We start from the raw sequence: 20,956 nt of genomic DNA, 5'->3' as shown, positions 1-20,956 counted from the left end.
ACCGAGGTCGTCGGCCACGTCGTGGAGGGCGACCACCGGCAGGGGCACCGGGTGCTGTTCCTCGCGCCGACCGGGGTCGCCGTGGACCAGGCGGTCGACCAGGACATCGCCAACCAGGCCGCGCAGCACCGGTTCGCCACTGCCGAACAGCAGCGCTGCACGGCACAGGTGGAGGCCGTCGAGCGCGAGGTGGGCGCGTTCCTGCCCAAGTTCGCCGGCGCCGGACCCGCCGACCTGATGATGCGCATCACCGATCCCGGGTCCTGCGCACGCGTGCGCCGCATTGCCATCACCCCGTCGGGCTGAGCGGCGCGCGCCGGGGTCAGTCGTGGGGTGAGTCCGTGACGGCGAGGTAGACGTCGTCGAGCGTCGGTTCCGCCATGGTGACCTCGGCGATCGCGATCTGCTCGCGCTCCAGTGCGACGATGGCGGTGGCGAGGTCGGACGGCGTGGTGGCGGGCAGGACGACCGACTCGTCGCCGACGCCGGGGAGCGGGGTGAACCCGGCCTCCGCCAGCAGCGCGACGGCGCGGTCGGTGTCGGCCTGCACGGCCAGGCGCAGGTGCGTCGACGCGCCGCCGACCCGCGCCTTGAGCGCCGCGGGCGTGCCGGAGACGGCCACCCGCCCTCGGGACAGCACCGAGATCCGCTGCGCGAGTCGGTCCGCTTCGGTGAGGTACTGCGTGGTCAGCAGGGCGGTCGTGCCGGAGGTGACCAGTTCCTCGATGATCTGCCACAGCCCCAGGCGCCCCGGCGGGTCGAGGCCGGTGGTCGGCTCGTCGAGGAACAGCACCTCCGGTCTGCCGACCAGGCTCGCGGCCAGGTCGATGCGGCGGCGCATACCGCCGGAATAGGTCTTCACCGCCCGCTGGGCGGCGTCGGTGAGCCCGAACACGGCCAACAGGTCGTCGGCGCGGGACCTGGCCTGCCGGGCGCTCGCGCCGAGCAGGCGCGCGACCAGGACGAGGTTGTCCCGGCCGCACAGGTTGTCGTCGACCGAGGCGAACTGCCCGGTCAACCCGATCCTGCCGCGCACCAGGTGCCCCTGGTCGCGCACGTCGAACCCGGCGACCGTCGCCTCCCCGGACGTGGGCAGGACCAGCGTGGACAGCACGTTGACCAGGGTGGTCTTGCCCGCCCCGTTGTGCCCGAGCAGTCCGTGCACGGTGCCGCGCTCGACGCTGATGTCGACCTCGGAGAGCGCGGCGACCGCGCCGAAGGACACGCTGATCTTCCGCGCCTCGATCACGGGCTGGGTCATGGGCGCGGTCCCTTCCGGCCTCGGGGGCCGTCGCTCGGGGGAGCGGTCATCGCGTCACGGGCGCCGGAACGCGCGGGTCGCGACGTGCATGCCGACCACGGCGATCACGAGGCTCGTCACGCAGGCGGCGAGCAACTCCGCGCCGACCGGTGTGCCCATCGTCAGGGCACGCGCGGCGTCCACGGCATAGGTCAGCGGATTCACCACCGCGACCGCGCGCAACCAGTCCGGCAACGCCTCGATCGGCACGTAGGCGCTGGAGGCGAACATCAGCGGGAACATGGCGAGGGAACCGGCCATCTGCATGGCGTCCGGGCTGCGCAACGCCGCGGCGAGGGCCAGGAAGATCCAGGTGAGCGCCCAGTTCACGTAGAGGGTGAGCAGGACCGAGGCCAGGGTGCCCAGCACCCCGCCCACGGGGCGGAAACCGAACAGCAGCGTGGCGGCCACGGTGAGCGTGGCCAACTGCACCGCGGTGCGGATCACGTCGGCCAGGCTGCGCGCCAACAGCACGGCCCGCGGTGCGACCGGCATCGCCCGCAGGCGCTTGAGCAGGCCGTTGTCCATTTCGGACACCAGGCTGACCCCGGACTGCATGGCCGAGCCGATGCCGGTGGTGACGAGGATCGCGGGCATGAGGTAGTCGACGTAGGAGACCCCGGGCGGGAAGCTCGCGGTGTTGGCGATGCTGGCGAACACCTGGCTGAAGAGGGTCAGCATGATCAACGGCTGCGCGAGGCTGAAGAGGACCAGTTGCGGGTCGTTGAGCAGGATCCGGAGCGTCCGGCCACAGAGGACCTTGACCTGGACGTGGACCCGTGCTCCGGTCCAGTGCTCCGGAGACCCGTTCGCGCCGGGGGAGGAGGAAAGCACGGCGGTGCGGTCCGGCCGGGTGACTCCCGGGGGTCTCAGCATTCGTTACGCCCCCGTCCGTGCGAGTGTCCGTCGGCCGCGACAACAGAACGGTAGTGACCACGGGGAAACGGCGTCAACGGTGGGGCTCCGGGGCGCTGGTGTTTAACGCTGGCCTTAATGTGCCGATTGTTTAACGCTGGCCTTAATGTGACGGCCGCACGGTTGTGCTCACGGTCGGCGTGTCATGATCGTGGAACGGGTCATCGTCATGATCGGCCGTTTCGCCCCCACGTGAGGGACATCAGCATGGTGAGGTTCGTTCTCGTGCCCCTGCCCGCTCACGGGCACGCGGCTCCGATGTTGGCCCTGGCGCAGGGACTTCGCGCGGCGGGCGTCGCGACCGCGGTAGCGGTCAACGCGGAGTTCGCGGCGCCGTTCACCGCGGCGGGCATCGACGTGGCCCCCATCGAAGCCACCGTGCGCAGGCACATCCCGGATCGGACGACGGCGCGCCAGGTCACCAGGGAGGTCGGTGAGATCCGCCGACTCCGGCAGAGCATGAAGCGCTCGGTCGACCAGGTGGCCCGCCTGCTGGCGGGTGGGCCCGGCACCATCCTGGTCGCCGACATCGGCGCCCGCTGGGCGATCGAGGCCGCCGACAGGACCGGAACCCCTTTCGCGGTGCTGTTCGCCAGCCACGCGTTCAACGAGGAGCTGTTCGTTTCCGAGGTGGGCAAGCGGATGGGTCGCCGCGCGGCCGGTGTCGCACGCCGACTGCGCCTCGGTCCCCGCCTCATCCCGGCGATCCGATCGACGCCGCCCCGGGCCGAGGTCGGCTTGGTCAACTCCATCGAGGAGCTGCAACCGGAACCGCAGATGTTCCGCGAGGGCTACAGGATGGTCGGCCCGCTCCGCAAGACCGACGACCACCACGAACCCGTGGAGCTGCCCTGGGGGCAAGGAGAACGGCTGCTGTACGTCTCCACGGGAACCTTCTTCACCCGTGGGGAGGAGTTCTTCCGGAAGGTCGTTCACGCCTTCGCCGACTCATCGTGGAACGTCGTCCTGTCCACCGCGCACACCGACCCCGCCGCACTGGGCGCTCTACCGGGCAACGTGGTGGCGCACCGCTACGTCCCCCAGCTGTCGATGCTCGAACGCAGCGCGGTGTTCATCACGCACGGCGGGATCAACTCGGTGTTCGAGTCGATCGCCGCGAGGGTGCCGATGGTCCTGGTGCCTCGAAGCGAGGAGCAGGCCACGAACGCGCGAGGAATCGCCGACGAAGGCGCGGGCGTCGCGATCGACGTCACCGCCGATGCCGAGCAGATTCGCCAGGCGGTGGAACAGGTGCACACCGATCCCGCTGTCGCGGCCAACGTGGCGGCACTCGCCGAGCGGATCGAGCACCGCAAACTGGGGCCCGCGGCGGCTGTGAAGGCCTTGCTCGAAGTCGCCGCCCGGTTGGACTTCATTCCTCGACCTCAGGGCCGGCTCGAGGTGTGACTGGCGGAGGTCGGCCGCCGGGCCTGGTTGATCGTGTGAGCGGCCCTTGGTCGATCTTCCTCCTCACGACAGGAGGAAGATCGACCAAGGGCTGCGGTGGTCGAGCCGGCCGAGGCGGTGCTGTGCGCGGATGGACCGGCGCGCTCGCTCCACGAGGTGCTTGAACGGCACCCCGAGCCCGCCGGATCGGCGTGGAGTTCCGTTCGGCGGGCTTTTCGCGGTCGCTCATCGGCGGGCGAATTCGTGCCCGCGGCGCGCGTTGACGGGGGCCTGCGCGTCGCCTGGCGGTGTCGCCGCCGCTCGACGTGCGGGACGGGGTGGGCTGCGTGGTGCCGTAATCGGTTCGCGACGCCTCGGGGCGCGGTTGAGGTCGGGGGTTTTGCCGGGGGCAAGGGGCGTGCAAGGTGGCGGTGAGCGCGGGTTCAGCGCGGCGTGGTGAGACTCGGCCGCACTCGGCCCGTACTCGACCCCGGAAGCGAGCCATGACCGACCTCGACAGCCCCGTGGCGCCCTTCTCCCGTCGCTCGGAACCCTCCCCGTCGCCGGAGCTGGCGACCATGCGCTTCCACGTCGACCGGCTCGCGGACCTCTTGCACCGGTTCCAGGGCGCCGACGTGGCGGACGACCCGGTGGAGGAGGTGGTCGCCCGGCTGATCCGCCAGGCCGCGCGTCGATCACCCGAGGTGTGGACCAACTACGCCACCTTCCCGCTGCCCGACGGGCTGCGGGAGTTCCAGCGGTTGCAGGTGGCGCTGCTGGAGGGCAACCGGCGGGCCCGCGTGGTGGTCGCGCGGGACCTCGCCGTCGAGGACGTGTTCGGCGGTCGGGCGCTGCCCGACGTGGAGTTCCGGGTGCACGGCTCGGCGCTGCCGACGATGACCCTGGTGGACGACCGGGTCGCGCTCGTGGCGGCCGCCGGCGGACTGGCGGTGGTGCGCGACCGGGCGGTGGTCGGCGTGGTCCGGGCGCTGGCGCGGGCCGTGTGGGAGGACGCGGCCGACCTGCGGGCGGTGCGCCGGGCGGAACTGGCCTGGCCGGAGGACAGCGCGTCGCGGCGGGTGCTGGAGCTGCTGTGCGCCGGGTACACCGACGAGGTGGCCGCGCGGCGGATGGGGATGTCGGTGCGCACCTACCGGCGGCACGTGGCCGACCTGATGACCGGGTTGGCGGCGCGGTCGCGGTTCCACGCCGGGGTGCTGGCCACCCGGCTGGGGTTGGTCCGCGATCACGCCACGGCGGCCAGCAGCGCGTCGATCGCGGCCGAGTAGGCGTGGCCGGGTGGCGTGGCGTACCCGACGACCAGGCTGGGCGGGCGCGGCGCGGCCGTGCGGCTGTAGGCGCTCAACGGCTGCACGCTCACCGACGCCGCGCGCAGGCGGGCGGTCAGCTCCGCCTCGTGCGCGCCGGGCAGCTCCAGGATGGCGTGCAGGCCCGCCGCGATGCCGAGCACCCGCGCGGTCGGGGCGCGTTCGGCGGTCCTGGCCGTGAACAGGTCGCGTCGCCGCCGGTAGGCCAGCCGGGCCGCCCGCAGGTGCCGGTCGTAGCCGCCGGAGGTGATCAGCTCCGCGAGCGCGAGCTGGTCCAGCGGCGAGGTCTGCCGGTCGGCGAGGCGCTTGGCGGACACCACGTCGTCGACCAGCGCGGGTGGGCAGGCGATCCAACCCAGCCGCACGGCCGGGCCCAGGGACTTGCTGGTGGAGCCGACGTAGGCGACCCGGTCCGGGGCGTGCGGCTGCAACGCGCCCACCGGGCGGCGGTCGTAGCGGAACTCGCCGTCGTAATCGTCCTCGACCACCCACGTGCGGCTCGGCGCGAGCAGTTCGGCCCGGCGCTCCGGGGACATGCTCACCCCCAGCGGGAACTGGTGGGCGGGCGTGCACACCACCACGTCCGCGCCGGCCGCGGCGCCCAGGACCATGCCGTCGGCGTCGACGGGCGCGTCGAGCACCCGCACCCGCTCGCCGAGGATCGCCACGTGGTCGGGCATCGCGGGGTCCTCCACCGCCGCGGTGGTGGCGCCGCGCCCGGCCAGGACGCGGGCCAGCAGGTTGAGCGCCTGCGTGTAGCCGGAGCAGACCACCAGGTGGGCGGGGGCGACCCGCACGCCGCGCACCCGGGCCAGGTAGCCGGCCAGGGCGTCGCGCAGCTCCGGGCGGCCGCGCGGGTCGGTGTAGCCGAAGGCCTCGGTGGGCGCCTCGCGCACGACCCGCGCCACCGCCCGCGCCCAGGCTTCGCGGGGGAACGCCGAGACGTCCGGCCGGCCGGGGAGCAGGTCGTGCCGGGGTGCGGCCTCGGGGGTGCGCGGCGCGGTGCGCCCGGGTGCGGGCACCGCGGCGCCGGCCACCCTGGTGCCGGCGCCGGCCGCGGCGGTCAGCCAGCCCTCCGCGACCAGCTGCGAGTAGGCCTGGGTGACGGTGCCCCGGGACAGGCCCAGCTGGTCGGCCAGGTCGCGCGTGGAGGGCAGCCGCGCGCCGGTGGCCAGGCGGCCGGACCTGACCGCCTCGCGCAGCGCGTGCTCGACGGCGTGCCGCAGCCCGCCGACCCGGTCGACGTCGATGAACAGGTCGAGGGCCGGCGGACTTGGTCCATCGCCACGGGTGCTCACTTGGCCCATTGTCGTGTACCAACGGTCGCTAGCGTAAGGGCGTGACCTCGCCGACCCCCGCCGGGACGCGGCGCCCGCAGGCCTTGCCGGGCGCGGGACTGCGTCGTTCGCTGATGCTGCTCATGGCCGTCGCGTGCGGCGTGGTGGTGGCCAACCTCTATTACATCCAGCCGCTGCTGCCCGACCTGGCGCGGGACTTCGGCGTCGCGCCCGGCGCGGTCGGGTCCGGCGTGGTGGTGACGCAGGTCGGCTACGCGGTCGGGTTGGTGCTGCTGGTGCCGTTGGGCGACCTGGTCGCCCAACGGGTGCTCGTGGTCACCATGCTCGCGGTGGGCGCGGTGGCGCTGGCCGCGACCTCGCTGGCCGGCGGGCCCGCCGCGCTGCTGGCGTGCCTGGTGGTGGTCGGCCTGGCCAGCACCGCGATCAACGTGCTGATCCAGCTCGCCGCGTCGCTGGCCCGCCCGCAGGAGCGCGGCAAGGCCGTGGGCACGCTGATGACCGGCCTGCTCCTGGGCGTGCTGCTGGCCCGCACCGTGTCCGGGGCGGTGGGTGACGCGGCCGGGTGGCGGGTGGTCTACGCCGGCGCCGCCGTGCTGCTGGCGCTGCTGGCCGCGGTGATGCGGCTGGCGCTGCCCGACCTGCCGGCGCGGCGCGGCGCGCGCTACCCCGAGCTGCTGCGGTCCGTGGTCGCGCTCGTGCGCTCGGAGCGGTTCCTGCGCCGCCGCATGGCCTTCGGGCTGCTCGGGTTCGCCTCCTTCCAGCTGCTGTGGACGGCGCTGCCGTTCCTGCTCTCGGCGGAGCCCTACGGCTACTCCGCCACCGGCATCGGCATGTTCGGCCTGATCGGCGCGGCGGGCGTGCTGTGCGCGCAGGTGGCGGGCAGGCTGCTGGACCGCGGCCTGGCGCACCCGGTGACCGGGGTGCTCGTGCTGCTCCTGGCGGTGGCCTGGGCGGCCAACGCCGCCGGTGCGACGCTGCTCGTGCCGCTGCTGGTGGGGATCGTGCTGCTCGACGTCGGCGTGCAGGGCGTGCACGTGCTCAACCAGACGCAGATCTACGCCTACCCCGACGCGGTCCGGGCGCGGGTGACCACCGCCTACATGACCTCCTACTTCCTGGGCGGTGCGCTGGGCGGCGGGCTGGCGGTGCTGCTGGTGCAGCACGCGGGCTGGACGGGCGTGTGCGTCGCGGGCGGCGTCCTGGCCCTGCTGGCGGCCGCGCTGTGGGCCACCGACCGCGGGATCGCCCCGGTGCGGACCTGACCGGGGCGCCGGCGCCCGCACCGAACGCCGACACCCGCACCGAACGTCGATACCCATACCGAACGTCGACACCCATACCGAACAAGGAGAGAGCTGCCCACCATGCGGATCTTCGTTGCCGGCGCGACCGGCGCGATCGGCCGACGCCTCGTCCCGCTGCTGCGCGAGGCCGGGCACCAGGTGACCGGCACGACCCGGACCGAGCGGGGCGTGGCGCTGCTGCGCGAGCTGGGCGCCACCGGGGTGCCGGTCGACGTGTTCGACCGCGACGCCCTGGTCACCGCGGTGGCCGTCGCCGAACCCGACGTCGTCGTGCACCAGCTCACCGCGCTGTCCGGGGGCTCGCCGGTGGACAACGCGCTCGTCCGCCGCGAGGGCACCCGCAACCTGGTGGACGCCGCCGGCGCGGCGGGCGTGCGGCGGATCGTGGCGCAGTCCATCTCGTGGGCCTACGAACCCGGCGACGCCCCGGCCGACGAGGGCACGCCGCTGGACCTGTCGGCGGGCGAGCCGCGGTCGGTGTCCGTGGGCGGCGTGCACGCCCTGGAGACCGCGGTCGCGGAGCTGGACGAGCACGTCGTGCTGCGGTTCGGCACGTTCTACGGGCCCGGCACCTGGTACAGCCGCGACGACCTGTTCGGCCGCAAGTTCCGGGCGGGTGAGTTCGCCGCCAACGAGGGCGTCACGTCGTTCGTGCACGTCGACGACGCCGCTGCCGCCACCGTCGCCGCGCTGGGTTGGCCGTCGGGTCCGGTCAACGTCGTGGACGACGAGCCCGCCACCGCCCACGAGTGGGCCCCGGTGTTCGCCGAGGCCGTGGGCGCGCAGGCGCCGTGGCGGACCACCGGTCGGGCGCCGTGGGAGCGCGGTGCGCGCAACGCCCTGGCCCGCGGTCGTGGCTGGGAGCCGCGCTTCCCCTCGTGGCGCAAGGGTTTCACCGAGCTGGGCTGAGCACGCGGCGGGCGCCGTGGCGGAGCAGCCCGGCACGTCGCGTGTGGTCAACCCCTTGGCGCACGCGGTCGACAGCCTGCCGGGTGTCCGCGCCCGTACTGGGATGACACCGCGGACGGGCTGGTGCACCGAGGACGCTCACGCGTCCACCGACCACCCCGCTGTCTCCCGGGAACACGCGATCGTCGAGGAGGAGCACTTGAGAACCAGGTTCGCGTCCGCCGCATCGACCATGATCGCGGCATCGGTGATGTCACTGGTCACGCCGGGCTCCGCTCTCGCGCTCGACCAGAAGTCCTGCACGGTCGCGTGATGGAGTTGTGGGACCGCGTCGATCAACACGGCCGGCACCACGATCTTCCACCTCGCCACGACAGGGGTGTCCGGCCAGTCGTTCGTCGTCCGCGCTCGGCGCGGGGACGGGTCCTTGGGCCGCACCGGTGGGCCGCACCGGTGGGCAGCGGTGCGGGCACGACCGCTTCCGCTCGGCCGTCGGGCACCTCGTGGCGGCGGAGCCCGCAGGATTGCGGGGCCCGGTGCGGGTGATCGCGCTGCGCCGGGGGTTCGCCGACCCGGCGCACTTCACCCGGGCCTTCCGCGCGGCCTACGGGCTGCCACCCGGCGAGTACCGGGCCCGTGCCGCGGCGACGACGAGGAACGCCCCGCGTGCCGGGCCCGCGGGAGATCCCGACCGGTGATCCGGCGGTGGCGCGCCGGCAGGCGCAGGCGCGCTCGGGGTCAGGCGACGTCGAAGTCGACGGTGACGCGCTCGCTCAGCGGCGTGGCCAGGCACGCCAGGGCGTAGCCCGCGGCCCGCTCCCGCTCGTCCAGCGCCAACGACCCGGGCATGTGCACCCGGCCCTCCACCACGCGGACGCGGCAGGTGCCGCAGACACCCGTGCGGCACGAGTAGGGCAGTTCCGGTCGGGCGGTGAGCGCGGCGTCCAGCAGGGAGGTGCCCGCGTCGGTCTCCACCAGGGTGCCGCGACCGTCCAGGTGCACGGTCAGCGCCCGGCCGCCACCGGCGTCGGCGGGCGGGGGAGGGGTGGGCGCCGGGGTGGCGTGGAACAGCTCGGCGTGCACCGCCCCGGCCGGCACGCCGCGCTCGGCGAGCACCCGCCGCACCCGGTCCACGACCCCGGCGGGGCCGCAGGTGAACCACTCGTCGACCTGGTGCGGCGGCAGGAGGGTGGTGAGCAGCTCGTTCAGCGCCGCGTCGTCCAGGTGCGAGGCCGCGAGGCCCACGTCGAGGCGTTCGCGGGAGAACAGCCTGGTCAGCGCGAAGCGGGCGGGGTGGCGGTCCTTGAGGTCGGCCAGCTGTTCGGCGAACATCGTCGAGTCGGCGGTGCGGTTGGCCAGCACCGCGGTGAACGTGCTGGCGGGTTCGGCGGCCAGCACCGCGGTGGCCAGCGAGAGCACGGGGGTGACGCCGGAGCCGGCCACGACGGCGGCGTAGCGCCTGCTGCGCGCCGGGTCCGGCGAGGTGGTGAACGCGCCCAACGGCGGCATGGCCCGCACCGTCGCGCCCGGCACGAGGGCGGCGGCCGCGTGCCGGGAGTAGGCGCCGCCGGGCAGCAGCCGGATGCCGATGCGCAGCGTGCCCCGCTCGGCCAGCTCGTCGGGCGGCGAGCACAGCGAGTAGGAGCGGCGGACCTCCGCGCCGTCGACGGTGGCGCGCACCGCCAGGTGCTGCCCCGGCGTGAAGGCGAACAGGTCCCGCAGCCCTTCCGGCACGCGCAGGGTGATCTCCAGCGAGGCGCCGTCGGCCGAGGCGGTGTCGCGGTCGACCACGGTCAGCGGGTGGAACCGGGTCCGCGCGGCGGTTCCGCGGCGCATCAGAACTCCTTGAAGTGGTCGAAGGTCTCGTGGCAGTCCGCGCAGCGGCGCAGGGACTTGCAGGCGGTGGAACCGAAGCGGGCGATCTCCCGCGTGTCGGCGCCGTCGCAGCGGGGGCAGCGGGTCACGACCCGCAGCAGCGCCAGCGGCAGCGCCGCGCCGGTCGGGTCGGTCCGCCGGGCGGGTGGCGCGATGCCCGCGGCGCGCAGCTTGCGCCGGGCGTCGTCGGTCAGCCAGTCCGTCGTCCACGGCGGCGACCAGGACGTGACGACCTCGACGTCGGCGAACCCGGCGTCGCGCACCGCCGCGACGACACCGGCGCGGATCGCGTCCATCGCCGGGCACCCCAGGTAGGTGGGGGTGAGGGTGACCGTGACGCGGTCGCCGGCGACCTCGACGTCGCGCAGCACGCCCAGTTCCGCGATCGACAGCACGAGCAGCTCCGGGTCGGGCACCGAGCCCGCCGCGGCCCGCGCCAGCGCCACCGCCCGCCCCGGGGCGCTCACCAGCGGACCCCGGGGTGCGCGCGGTGCAGGACCTGCATCTCGCCGACGAGGTAGCCGAACGCCTCGGTGTGCGCGCCCGCGCGCCCGCCCGAGGGCGCCCAGCCGTCCTCGGGCCGGCGCAGGGTCGCCTCGACCAGCACCGCCTCGACCCGCCGCGCCCAGTCGGGGCGCAGGCCGGCCGGGTCGACCGCGAACGCGGCGGCGCGGGTCACCTCGTCGGGGGCGAACAGCTCGTGGGTGTAGGGCCACACCTCGTCCACCGCCGCCTGCATCCGGCGGTGCGACTCGTCGGTGCCGTCGCCCAGGCGCACGGCCCACAGCGCGGCGTGCTCGACGTGGTAGGCGGTCTCCTTGGCCGCCTTGGCGGCGATCCCGGCCAGCACCGGGTGCGCGACCGCCGACAGGGCCCGGTAGAGCAGGTTCTGGTAGACCGAGAAGAACAGCGCCTTGGCCGTGCTGACCGCGAAGTCGCCGTTGTCCAGCTCCACCAGCAGCGCGTTGCCGAACTCCGACTCCTCGCGCAGGTAGGCCAGGTCGTCCTCGTCGCGGCCCGCGCCCTCCTCCTCCCCGGCCAGGGCGAGCAGCGCCCGCGCCTGCCCGAGCAGGTCGGCGGCGATGTTGGCCAGCGCCACGTCCTCCTCCAGCTCGGGCGCCCTGGCGCACCACTGGATGAGCCGCTGGGCGGCGACGAGGGCGTCGTCGCCCAGCCGCAGCGCGTACCGCGCGTCGGCGTTCACAGGTGGCGCACCCCCTCGGGCAGCTCGAAGAAACCGGGGTGGCGGTAGGCCTTGTCCGCCGCCGGGTCGAAGAACGGGTCCCGCTCGTCCGGGCTGGAGGCCACCACCGCCGCCGAGGGCACCACCCAGATCGACACGCCCTCGCCGCGCCGGGTGTAGAGGTCGCGGGCGTGCAGCAACGCCATCCGCGCGTCCGCGGCGTGCAGGCTGCCCGCGTGCAGGTGCCCCAGGCCGCGCTTGGCGCGCACGAACACCTCCCACAGGGGCCACTGCGACCTCTCCTGCGACTCCTCGCTCACCACCGCGCCTCCTCCCGGTGCTTGGCCGCGTACGCGGCGGCGGCTTCGCGCACCCACGCGCCGTCCTCGTGGGCCCGCCTGCGGTGGGCCACCCGCTGCCGGTTGCACGGGCCGTCGCCGGCCACCACGCGCCGCAGCTCCTCGAAGTCGGGCGGGGTGAAGTCGTGGTGGCCGCGCTCGGCGTTCCACCGCAGCGCCGGGTCGGGCAGCGTCACGCCCAGCGCCTCGGCCTGCGGGACGCACACGTCGACGAACCGCTGGCGCAGCTCGTCGTTGGTGTGGCGCTTGATGCGCCAGCGCATCGACCGCTCGGAGTGGGTGGACTGCGCGTGCGGCGGGCCGAACATCGCCAGCGCGGGCCCCCACCAGCGGTCGACCGCCTCCTGCGCCATGCGCCGCTGCGCCGCGGAGCCGCGGGTCAGCGCCCACAGCGCGTCGAAGCCCTGCCGGTGGTGGAAGGACTCCTCCTTGCACACCCGCACCATCGCCCGCGCGTAGGGCCCGTAGGACGACCGGCACAGCGGCACCTGGTTGACGATCGCCGCGCCGTCGGTCAGCCACGCCAGCGCGCCCACGTCCGCCCACGTCGGCGTCGGGTAGTTGATGAACGACAGGTACTTCTGCCTGCCCTCGTGCAGCGCCCGGAACAGCGACTCCCGGTCCACGCCCAGCGTCTCCACCGCCGAGTACAGGTAGAGCCCGTGCCCGGCCTCGTCCTGGACCTTGGCCAGCAGGATCGACTTGCGGGCCAGGCTGGGCGCGCGGGTGAGCCAGTTGCCCTCCGGCTGCATCCCCACGACCTCGGAGTGCGCGTGCTGCGACATCTGCCGCACCAGGGCCCGGCGGTAGTCCGCGGGCATCCAGTCGCGCGGCTCGATCTTCTCGTCGGCGTCGACGACCTCCTCGAAGCGCGCCAGCAGCTCCTCCTCCGAGCGGCCGCGCGGCTCCAGCGGCGCGCGATCGCCGGCGCGGGCGCCGGCCTCGGCGGCGCGCACCTCGTCCAGCAGCTCTGCGGACCCCGGTGGCTCCGGCGCCTCGAAACCTCGGTAGCGCAAGGTCTTCCCCTCACCGCGAAGTGACCGCCCCACCGTAGGGACGCCGCGGCGGCCGGCCCGCCCGGTGTGGCAGCAATCTGCCCGCGGCCGGGCGGCGCTGACAGGAACGTGCCCGCACGGCCCGGAACACCGCGGCCCGGCCGCGATGCTCGGTCGCGCACAGCTCCCGGCACGAGGGAAGCCAAACCCATGAACGAGGTACCGACCTTCTGCATCGGCGAGATGTTCGACCAGGCGGCGGCCGCGCACGGCTCGGCCACGATCGTCCTGGACGAGCCGCTCCAGTTCGCGCCCGAGGACGGCACGACGGTGACCCTGGCGCGGGTCGCCGGGCACGTGCGCACCCTGTCGGCCCGGCTCAAGGCCGCCGGTGTGCGCCGCGGCGACCGCGTGGCGCTGTACAAGACCGACAACTTCGACATCGCCCTGCTGGCCGCCGCGGTGCAACGCCTCGGCGCGGTGCCCGCGCTGCTCTCGCCCGCGCTGGGCGGCGAGGTCGTGGTGGACCTGCTGGAGCGCCTGGAGCGGCCGTGGCTGCTCACCGACCGCGCCAAGCTCGACGCCTCCGGCCTGGACACCTCCGGCGCCCGCGCGGTGCTGCTGTCGGCGGGCGAGGAGACCGGCGACTGGTCGTCGCTGTCGCGGTTCGAGGGCCCGGTCGAGCCCCCGTCGCCGCCCGGCCGGTTCGACCCGGCGCTGATCACCCACACCTCGGGGACCACCGGCCTGCCCAAGCTGGTCGTGCAGACCCCCGACGCGCTGGGCGAGCGCCTGCGCCCGCAGAAGGTCGTCGCCCGCCGCACCTGGCGGCACGAGCGGGTCGCGCTGTGCATGAGCTTCGTGCACGCCCGCTTCTACAGCGCCCTGTACCTGGGCCTGTCCCACGGCAACACCCTGGTCGTCGCGGTCGACCCGGCGCCGGACCGGATCGGGCCGCTGTTCGCCCGCGTCCGCCCCGGCGCGGTGGAGACCCAGCCCAACACGTTCATCGACTGGGAGGTGCTGGCCGACGCGCCGGGCGCGCCGCTGTCGAGCGTGCGCTACTACAGCGCCACCTTCGACGCCATGCACCCGCGCACGATCCGCGTGCTGCTGGGCGCGTCGCGGCGCAAGCGGCCCTACTTCATCCAGCTCTACGGCCAGACCGAGACCGGGCCGGTGACGGCGAACTTCTACAGCGCGCGCGGCGCCCACCGGGCCGACGGGCGGTGCGTGGGCTGGGCGTTCCCCGGCGTGACCAAGCTGCGCGTGGTCGGCGACGACGGCCGCGAGGTGCCCGCGGGCCGCGTCGGGCACATCGAGGTCAGCAGCCGCACCCGGGCCGTCACCTACCTCGGCGAGGACGCCCGGTTCCGCGCGCAGCTCACCGACGGCTGGTGGCGGATGGGCGACCTGGGGGCCAAGGACCGCTGGGGCCGGGTGAAGCTCTACGACCGCGAGGTCGACCGGCTCGACGACGTGGACAGCAACCTCCAGGTGGAGGACGAGCTGATGTCGCGCCTGCCGGAGCTGCGGGAGGTGGTGATCGTGGCGGGCGAGGGCGGCCGGGCGCTGCCGGTCGTGTGCACCCGCGACGACGCCGGGCTCGACCCGGGGCGGTGGTCGCGGGCGACCGCCGACCTGCCGCCCATGGCGCCGCCGCGCCACATCCCGTTCGACCGCGTGCCGCGCACCGCCACCTGGAAGGTCCGCCGCCCGGAGCTGGCGCGCTCGCTGCGGGAGGGCGTCTATGACTAGCACGGTCCCGCGCGGCGACCTGGAGAACCGCCTCGGCCTGACCGTCGCCGAGTCCACCCCGCGGCGGGTGGTCGGGTCGCTGCCGGTGGCGGGCAACACCCAGCCCTTCGGCGTGCTGCACGGCGGCGCGTCCTGCGTGCTGGCCGAAACCCTCGCCTCCGTCGGCGCGTGCCTGCACTTCGCCGCCGACGGCGGCACGGCGGTGGGCACCGAGATCAACGCCACCCACCACCGGCCCGCCGCCGGCGGCCTGGTCCGGGGCGTGGCCACCGCCGTGCACCTCGGGCGCAGCCACGCCACCTACGAGGTCGTCATCACCGACGAGCGCGGCAAACGCGTCTGCACGGCGCGGATGACCTGCGTCCGCGTCCCGGCCTGACACCCCCGGAGCTGCCATGCGACCGCTCACGCCCTCGGCGCACATCGACACCTTCGCCCGCGACCGCCTGCCACCACCCGGGGAGTGGCCGGAGCTGGACCTGGCCGGGCTGGGCTACCCCGACCGGCTCAACGCGGCGGTGGAGCTGCTGGACACCACCATCGCCCACCGGGGCGCGAACCGGCCGTGCCTGCGCGCCGGCGACGGCACGACCCTGACCTACGGGCAGGTGCGCGAGCGGGTCGACCGGATCGCGCACGCCCTGGTGGACGACCTGGGCGTGGTGCCGGGCAACCGGGTGCTGCTGCGGGGGCCCAACAACCCGGCGCTGGTGCTGTGCTGGCTGGCGGCGCTCAAGGCCGGCGCCGTGGTGGTGACCACGATGCCGCTGCTGCGGCGCCACGAGCTGCGCACCGTCGGCCACGACGCGGCGGTGCGCCTGGCGCTGTGCGACACCCGGCACACCGGCGACCTGCTCGCCGCCGGGGTCGAGGGCCTGCGGGTGGTGACCTTCGGCGAGGACTCCGCCGAACTGGAGGAGCTGGCGCGGGACAAGCCGGCGCGGTTCTCCGCGGTGCCCACCGCCGCCGACGACGTGGCGCTGATCGCGTTCACCTCCGGCACCTCGGGGCAGCCCAAGGCCACCGCGCACTTCCACCGCGACGTGCTGGCCATCGCCGACACGTTCTCCGCGCACGTGCTGCGGCCCACGCCCGACGACGTGTTCGCCGGGAGCCCGCCGCTGGCGTTCACCTACGGGCTGGGCGGCATGGTGGTGTTCCCGCTGCGCGCCGGCGCCTGCTCGGTGCTGCTGGAGCGCGCCGGCCCCGAGGAGCTGTTCGGCGCGGTGTCCCGGCTGGGCGTGACGGTGCTGTTCACCGCGCCCACCGCCTACCGCGCGGTGCTGCCCTCCATCGAGGGCCACGACCTGCGCGGGCTGCGGCGGTGCGTGTCGGCGGGGGAGGCGCTGCCCGCCGACACCTGGCACCGCTTCCACGACGCCACCGGGTTGAGGATCGTCGACGGCATCGGCGCGACGGAGATGCTGCACGTGTTCATCTCCGCGGCCGAGGACGACATCCGGCCCGGCGCGACCGGCCGGCCGGTGCCCGGCTACACCGCCGCCGTGGTCGACGACGACGGCCTGCCGGTGCCCGACGGGGTGCCGGGCCGGCTCGCGGTGCGCGGGCCGACGGGCTGCCGCTACCTGTCCGACCCCCGGCAGCGCGAGTACGTGCGCGACGGCTGGAACATCACCGGCGACACCTACGTGCGCGACCCGGACGGGTACTTCTGGTACCAGGCCCGCTCCGACGACATGATCGTCTCCGCCGGCTACAACATCGCCGCGCCGGAGGTGGAGAACGCGCTGCTGCGCCACCCGGCGGTGGCCGAGTGCGCGGTGGTCGGCGCGCCCGACCCGGACCGCGGCCAGGTCGTGAAGGCCTACGTGGTCCTGGCCGCGGGCACGGCGGCCGCACCCGGTCTGGTGACCGAGTTGCAGGACTTCGCCAAGCGGGAGATCGCGCCCTACAAGTACCCGCGGGCGGTGGAGTTCGTGGCGCGGCTGCCGCGCACCGGCACCGGCAAGCTGCAACGCGCGCTCCTCCCCGAACGGCTGACGGACGTCGGTCGCCCGGCCGTGGGCTCGGGCGCCGCGCGGGCCGCCACCACCTGACGACCACGAGGGGGCGGAGCCCTGCCCGACGCCACCCGCCCCCGTGCGCCACGACGCCGCGGCCCGCGCCGCCGGCCCGCCCACGTCGCGGGCGGCGGCCGGGCGGCGGGCCGCCGCCGGGGACCCGCACCACCGACGAACCACCACCGAGGAGCTCGGATGTCCCTGCTCGACCTGGTCCAGTCGCCCGGCTCCGCGCAGCGGTGGCCCACCCGCGCCGGGGTCACCGTCACCCGCACCACCGAGCGGGCCGCCGGCGCGGCGTCGACGCGGACCCGCCTGGAGGACGCGCTCGACCACCGGCGCGGGATGCTGCTGTTCCGGGGCGACGACCGCGCGGTGGGCTACGTGGACCCGCCGGTGGAGGTCGTGGTCCGCTCCGGGTGGGTGGCGGTCACCGCGCTCAACGACCGCGGCCTGGTGCTGCTCGACCCGCTCCGGCGGGTGCTGCGCGAGGTGCTGCGCGACCTGCGGGACGACGAGCGCGGCTTCCACGGCATCGCGCCGCGCCCGGCACCGGGTTTCGCCGAGGAGGACCGCACCCGCCACGCCGGGGTGTTCCGGGCGGTGCGGGCGCTGACCGCGGCGCTGGCCCTGCCGCACGACCCGGTGCTGGGCCTGTACGGCGCGTTCGGCTACGACCTGCTCTTCCAGGTCGAACCGGTGGAGCTGCGGCAGCCGCGCGACCCCATGGACCGCGACCTGGTGCTGCACCTGCCCGACGAGGTGCTCGACTTCGACTTCGAGCGCGACCTCGTGGCGCTGCACCGCTACGAGTTCACCACCGCCGGAGCCTCCACCGAGGGCCTGCCGCGCGGCACGTCCTCGGCGCCGTTCGTGCCCGCCACGCCGGTCGCGCCGCGCGACCACGAACCCGGCGAGTACGCGGCGGTGGTGCGCGAGGCGATGCCCCGGTTCGCCGCGGGCGAGCTGTTCGAGGTGGTGCCCAGCCAGGTGTTCCGGCGGGCCTGCCCGCACCCGCCGGCGGAGCTGTTCCGCGGGCTGCGCGACCGCAACCCCGCACCCCACAGCCTGCTGGCCAACCTGGGCGAGGGCGAGCACCTGGTGGGCGCCTCGCCGGAGATGTTCGTGCGGGTCCGCGCCGGCGAGCGCGGCCTGGTGGTGGAGTCCTCGCCGATCAGCGGCACGATCGCGCGGGGCCGTGACGCCCTGGAGGACGCCGCGCGGGTGCGCGAGCTGCTCGACTCGGCCAAGGACGAGACCGAGCTGACCATGTGCACCGACGTGGACCGCAACGACAAGGCGCGGGTGTGCGTGCCGGGCACGGTCCGGGTGACCGCGCGGCGGCGCATCGAGACCTACTCGACGCTGATCCACACCGTGGACCGGGTCGAGGGCGTGCTGCGGCCCGGGATGGACGCCCTGGACGGGTTCCTGGCGCACCTGTGGGCGGTGACGGTGACCGGGGCGCCCAAGCTGGCCGCGGTGGAGTTCGTGGAGCGCCACGAGCGCTCGCCGCGCCGCTGGTACGGCGGCGCGGTGGGCCGGGTCGGCTTCGACGGCGGCCTGGACACGGTGCTGACGCTGCGCACCATCCAGGTGCGCCACGGCGTGGCCATCGTGCGCGCGGGCGCCACGCTGCTGCACGACTCGGTCCCGGAGGCCGAGGAGGCGGAGACGGAGCTGAAGGCCAAGGCGCTGCTGGACGTGCTCGACGGCCGGCCCCGCCGCCCGGCGACCGCGGCGGCGCCGCGCGGCGGCCGGGACCGGCGGGTGCTGCTGGTCGACCACCGCGACTCCTTCGTGCACAACCTGGCCGACTACCTGCGGCAGACCGGCGCGCAGGTGGTGACCCACCGGGCCGGGACGCACCTGGGCCCGCTGGCCGGGCAGCGGCCCGACCTGGTGGTGCTGTCCCCCGGACCGGGGCGCCCGGACGACTTCGACGTGGCGGGGACCCTGGCGGAGGCCCGGCGGCTGGGCGTGCCGGTGTTCGGGGTGTGCCTGGGGTTGCAGGGCGTCGTGGAGCACCTGGGCGGGTCGCTGGGGGTGCTGGACCGGCCGGTGCACGGCAAGTCCTCGTCGGTGCGGGTGCTGGACGCGGCCAGCCCGCTGTTCCGCGGCGTGCCCGACGGGTTCCGGGTGGGCCGCTACCACTCGCTGCACGCGGTGTCCCTGCCGCCGGAGCTGCGGGTCACCGCGGCCTCCGACGACGGTGTGGTCATGGCCGTCGAGCACCGGGAGCTGCCGTGGGCGGCGGTGCAGTTCCACCCCGAGTCGATCATGACCTGGGACGGCGGGGCCGGGCACGCGGTGATCGCCAACGCGGTGGTGTCGCTGGCCGGGCGCGGGGTGCGGCGGTGATCGCCACCGAGGCCCCGGCCGTCCTGGACTCCTGGCGCGGCCTGCCCGCCGCGCAGCAGCCGGGGTGGCCCGACCCGGGCGCGCTGCGGGAGGCGGTGGCGTGGCTGTCGGTCGCGGCGCCGCTGGTCACCGCGGAGGAGACCGACCGCTTGACGGCGCTGCTGGGCCGCGCGGCGCGCGGCGAGGCGTTCGTCCTCCAAGGCGGCGACTGCGCCGAGCGGTTCGACCACGTCACGCCCGAGCGCGTGGGGGGCAAGCTGGTGACGCTGTCGCGGATGGCGGCGGTGCTGGAGGCGGCGGCGGGCGTGCCGGTGGTGCGGGTGGGCCGCATCGCCGGGCAGTTCGCGAAGCCCCGCTCGGCGCCGGCGGAGACCCGCGACGGGGTGTCGCTGCCCTCCTACCGGGGCGATGTCGTCAACGGGGCGGAGTTCACCGCCGAGGCCCGGACGCCCGACCCGTGGCGGATGGTGCGGGCCCACCGGGCGTCGGCGGCGACGCTGGAGCTGGTGCGCCCCGCGGGCGTGCACACCAGCCACGAGGCGCTGCTGCTGGAGTACGAGAGCGCGTTGACCCGCCGCCGGGCGGGCGGCTGGTACGACACCTCGGCGCACCTGCTGTGGATCGGGGAGCGCACCCGCGACCCGGACGGGGCGCACGTGGAGTTCGCCTCGCGCATCGCCAACCCGGTCGCGGTGAAGCTGGGCCCGACGGCCTCGGTCCGGGAGGTGCTGGAGCTGGCGGAGCGGCTCAACCCGTGGCGGGTGCCCGGCCGGTTGTCGTTCATCGCGCGGATGGGCGCGGACCGGGTGCGCGAGGCGCTGCCGCCGCTGGTGCGGGCGGTGGCGGCCGGCGGCGTGCCGGTGGTGTGGCTGTGCGACCCGATGCACGGCAACACGGTGACCGCGCCGAGCGGTCACAAGACGCGCCTGGTGGCGCGGGTGCTGGAGGAGGTGGCGGGGTTCTTCGAGGTGCACCGGGCGGCCGGCGCCCGGCCCGGTGGCCTGCACCTGGAGCTGACCGGCGACGACGTGACCGAGTGCGTGGGCGGCGCGGTGTCGGCGCGGGACCTGCCGCTGCGCTACGAGTCGGCGTGCGACCCGCGGTTGAACCGGGACCAGTCGCTGGAGGTGGCCGCGTACGGCGCCGGGCTGCTGCGCGACCGACCGACCGGGGCGTGATCCGGGGCGTGATCCGGGTCGAGCCGGGCGTGCTGGATGGCGTCGCGCAGCTCGCGCAGCGACCAGGAGGGCTCCAGCCCCATCTCCGCCCACAGCGCCGCGCGGGTGCGCTCGTAGACCTTCATGGCCTCGGCGCGGCGGTGCGCCCGGTGCAGCGCGCGCATGAGCTGCCCGGCGAACGCCTCGTGCAGGGGGTTCTCCGCCACGACCGGGTACAGGGTGCAGATGACCTCGTCGACGCGGCGCAGCGCGAGGTTGGCGGTGACGGCCAGGCCGACGCACTCCCACCGGAGGGTCTCCGCCCAGTCGGCGAAGCGGGTGACGACCTGGCCGCCGGACACCTCGCCCAGCGGCCGGCCGGGGCACAGCGCCAACGCGCGCCCGACGTGCTCGACGACGGCCTCGTGGGCGTCGGCCCTGGCCAGCGCGCGCGCCCGGTCGAGCAGGTCGAGCAGTTCCAGCACGTCCAGCTCGTCGTCGCCGGTGGCCAGCAGGTACCCGGTGCCGCGGGTGACCACGGCGTGGTCGGCGCCGAGGTGGGCCAGCACCTTGCGCAGCCGGGACACGTGCACGTGCACCGCGGCGGTCACCCGCCGGGGCGGGGAGCCGCCCCAGATCTCGGTGATCAGCTCGTCGGTGCTGACGACCCGGTCGTGCCGGATGAGCAGGGTGGCCAGCAGGACCTGCGCCTTGCGGGTCGGGTCCGCGCCGACCACCCCGTCCGAGCGCACGAGGGGCGACGGTCCGAGGACCTCGTACCTCACGCGCCTCCCGCCGGGGCGATCG

Annotated in this window: 21 protein-coding genes; 11 read left to right on the top strand and 10 right to left on the bottom strand. The window is 75.1% G+C overall.

Annotated elements, in window-relative coordinates; all coding sequences use genetic code 11:
• The first annotated feature begins 21 nt into the window (after positions 1-21).
• Positions 22-306 (top strand): hypothetical protein, encoded by a 285-nt coding sequence (locus tag ABD223_RS23510; RefSeq protein ID WP_344038580.1) that lies wholly within the window; start codon positions 22-24, stop codon positions 304-306.
• Between the two features lie 16 nt (positions 307-322).
• Here the strand turns inward: ABD223_RS23510 and ABD223_RS23505 are convergent, their stop codons facing one another.
• Both ABD223_RS23505 and ABD223_RS23500 read right to left on the bottom strand, forming a co-directional pair.
• Positions 323-1,261: an ATP-binding cassette domain-containing protein gene (locus ABD223_RS23505; RefSeq protein WP_344038579.1), complete on the bottom strand. Its 939-nt coding sequence runs from the start codon at positions 1,259-1,261 to the stop codon at positions 323-325.
• Between the two features lie 54 nt (positions 1,262-1,315).
• Positions 1,316-2,134 (bottom strand): ABC transporter permease, encoded by an 819-nt coding sequence (locus ABD223_RS23500; protein ID WP_344038578.1) that lies wholly within the window; start codon positions 2,132-2,134, stop codon positions 1,316-1,318.
• Between the two features lie 189 nt (positions 2,135-2,323).
• Between ABD223_RS23500 and ABD223_RS23495 the strand changes: the two genes are divergently transcribed.
• Together ABD223_RS23495 and ABD223_RS23490 are read left to right on the top strand one after the other, a co-directional pair.
• Positions 2,324-3,622, top strand: coding sequence for a nucleotide disphospho-sugar-binding domain-containing protein (locus ABD223_RS23495; protein ID WP_344038576.1), 1,299 nt, complete (start codon positions 2,324-2,326; stop codon positions 3,620-3,622).
• A gap of 482 nt (positions 3,623-4,104) precedes the next feature.
• On the top strand, positions 4,105-4,890 hold the full coding sequence (locus ABD223_RS23490; RefSeq protein WP_344038575.1) for a helix-turn-helix transcriptional regulator: 786 nt from the start codon (positions 4,105-4,107) through the stop codon (positions 4,888-4,890).
• Here ABD223_RS23490 and pdxR read toward each other — a convergent pair.
• Positions 4,848-6,236 carry a MocR-like pyridoxine biosynthesis transcription factor PdxR gene (gene pdxR, locus ABD223_RS23485; RefSeq protein WP_380646119.1) on the bottom strand — a complete coding sequence of 463 codons (1,389 nt, stop codon included), beginning with the start codon at positions 6,234-6,236 and terminating at the stop codon, positions 4,848-4,850. The two genes, ABD223_RS23490 and pdxR, sit on opposite strands and share 43 nt — an antisense overlap.
• Before the next feature lie 32 nt (positions 6,237-6,268).
• Here pdxR and ABD223_RS23480 point away from each other — a divergent pair, with 32 nt between their 5' ends.
• On the top strand, positions 6,269-7,489 hold the full coding sequence (locus ABD223_RS23480; RefSeq protein ID WP_344038573.1) for an MFS transporter: 1,221 nt from the start codon (positions 6,269-6,271) through the stop codon (positions 7,487-7,489).
• Positions 7,490-7,591: 102 nt separating this feature from the next.
• On the top strand, positions 7,592-8,440 hold the full coding sequence (locus ABD223_RS23475; RefSeq protein WP_344038572.1) for an NAD-dependent epimerase/dehydratase family protein: 849 nt from the start codon (positions 7,592-7,594) through the stop codon (positions 8,438-8,440).
• Positions 8,441-8,578: 138 nt separating this feature from the next.
• Here ABD223_RS23475 and ABD223_RS23470 read toward each other — a convergent pair whose 3' ends face one another.
• Positions 8,579-8,782 (bottom strand): hypothetical protein, encoded by a 204-nt coding sequence (locus ABD223_RS23470; protein WP_344038570.1) that lies wholly within the window; start codon positions 8,780-8,782, stop codon positions 8,579-8,581.
• A 98-nt stretch (positions 8,783-8,880) separates the two neighbouring features.
• Here ABD223_RS23470 and ABD223_RS23465 point away from each other — a divergent pair, with 98 nt between their 5' ends.
• A complete protein-coding gene (locus ABD223_RS23465; protein WP_344038568.1) occupies positions 8,881-9,138 on the top strand; it encodes a helix-turn-helix domain-containing protein in 258 nt (85 codons plus the stop codon).
• Between the two features lie 40 nt (positions 9,139-9,178).
• Here the strand turns inward: ABD223_RS23465 and ABD223_RS23460 are convergent, their stop codons facing one another.
• The 5 genes from ABD223_RS23460 to paaA are packed head-to-tail and all read right to left on the bottom strand — an operon-like array spanning position 9,179 to position 12,738.
• Positions 9,179-10,276 carry a 2Fe-2S iron-sulfur cluster-binding protein gene (locus tag ABD223_RS23460; RefSeq protein ID WP_344038567.1) on the bottom strand — a complete coding sequence of 366 codons (1,098 nt, stop codon included), beginning with the start codon at positions 10,274-10,276 and terminating at the stop codon, positions 9,179-9,181.
• A complete protein-coding gene (paaD, locus tag ABD223_RS23455) occupies positions 10,276-10,782 on the bottom strand; it encodes a 1,2-phenylacetyl-CoA epoxidase subunit PaaD (RefSeq protein WP_380646116.1) in 507 nt (168 codons plus the stop codon). Before paaD ends, ABD223_RS23460 begins: the two co-directional genes overlap by 1 nt.
• A complete protein-coding gene (paaC, locus tag ABD223_RS23450; protein WP_344038566.1) occupies positions 10,779-11,519 on the bottom strand; it encodes a 1,2-phenylacetyl-CoA epoxidase subunit PaaC in 741 nt (246 codons plus the stop codon). The genes paaD and paaC overlap by 4 nt, the downstream gene beginning before the upstream one ends.
• The gene (gene paaB / locus ABD223_RS23445; RefSeq protein WP_344038563.1) at positions 11,516-11,818 is read right to left on the bottom strand and encodes a 1,2-phenylacetyl-CoA epoxidase subunit PaaB; all 303 of its coding nucleotides are present in this window, start codon (positions 11,816-11,818) and stop codon (positions 11,516-11,518) included. Before paaB ends, paaC begins: the two co-directional genes overlap by 4 nt.
• Positions 11,815-12,738 carry a 1,2-phenylacetyl-CoA epoxidase subunit PaaA gene (gene paaA, locus ABD223_RS23440; RefSeq protein ID WP_344038736.1) on the bottom strand — a complete coding sequence of 308 codons (924 nt, stop codon included), beginning with the start codon at positions 12,736-12,738 and terminating at the stop codon, positions 11,815-11,817. The genes paaB and paaA overlap by 4 nt, the downstream gene beginning before the upstream one ends.
• A gap of 324 nt (positions 12,739-13,062) precedes the next feature.
• Here paaA and ABD223_RS23435 point away from each other — a divergent pair, with 324 nt between their 5' ends.
• The 5 genes from ABD223_RS23435 to ABD223_RS23415 all read left to right on the top strand — a co-directional run bounded on the left by ABD223_RS23435 (position 13,063) and on the right by ABD223_RS23415 (position 20,170).
• On the top strand, positions 13,063-14,610 hold the full coding sequence (locus ABD223_RS23435; protein ID WP_344038561.1) for a class I adenylate-forming enzyme family protein: 1,548 nt from the start codon (positions 13,063-13,065) through the stop codon (positions 14,608-14,610).
• A complete protein-coding gene (locus ABD223_RS23430; protein WP_344038560.1) occupies positions 14,603-14,989 on the top strand; it encodes a hotdog fold thioesterase in 387 nt (128 codons plus the stop codon). Before ABD223_RS23435 ends, ABD223_RS23430 begins: the two co-directional genes overlap by 8 nt.
• A 16-nt stretch (positions 14,990-15,005) precedes the next feature.
• Positions 15,006-16,667, top strand: a complete 1,662-nt coding sequence (locus ABD223_RS23425; RefSeq protein WP_344038559.1) for an AMP-binding protein — start codon at positions 15,006-15,008, stop codon at positions 16,665-16,667.
• A 159-nt stretch (positions 16,668-16,826) separates the two neighbouring features.
• The gene (locus ABD223_RS23420) at positions 16,827-18,992 is read left to right on the top strand and encodes an anthranilate synthase component I (protein WP_344038558.1); all 2,166 of its coding nucleotides are present in this window, start codon (positions 16,827-16,829) and stop codon (positions 18,990-18,992) included.
• Positions 18,989-20,170, top strand: a complete 1,182-nt coding sequence (locus ABD223_RS23415; RefSeq protein WP_344038557.1) for a 3-deoxy-7-phosphoheptulonate synthase — start codon at positions 18,989-18,991, stop codon at positions 20,168-20,170. Before ABD223_RS23420 ends, ABD223_RS23415 begins: the two co-directional genes overlap by 4 nt.
• On the opposite strand, the gene ABD223_RS23410 is transcribed toward ABD223_RS23415, so the two are convergent.
• Entirely contained in the window at positions 20,071-20,934 is an 864-nt protein-coding gene (locus tag ABD223_RS23410) for an AfsR/SARP family transcriptional regulator (RefSeq protein WP_344038556.1), read from the bottom strand. The genes ABD223_RS23415 and ABD223_RS23410 overlap by 100 nt on opposite strands.
• Between the last annotated feature and the right edge of the window lie 22 nt (positions 20,935-20,956).

Source organism: Saccharothrix xinjiangensis (assembly GCF_039527585.1).
Lineage (GTDB): Bacteria > Actinomycetota > Actinomycetes > Mycobacteriales > Pseudonocardiaceae > Actinosynnema > Actinosynnema xinjiangensis.
Note: the sequence above shows the minus strand (reverse complement) of the source record. Positions and strands in the feature narration are given on the sequence as shown.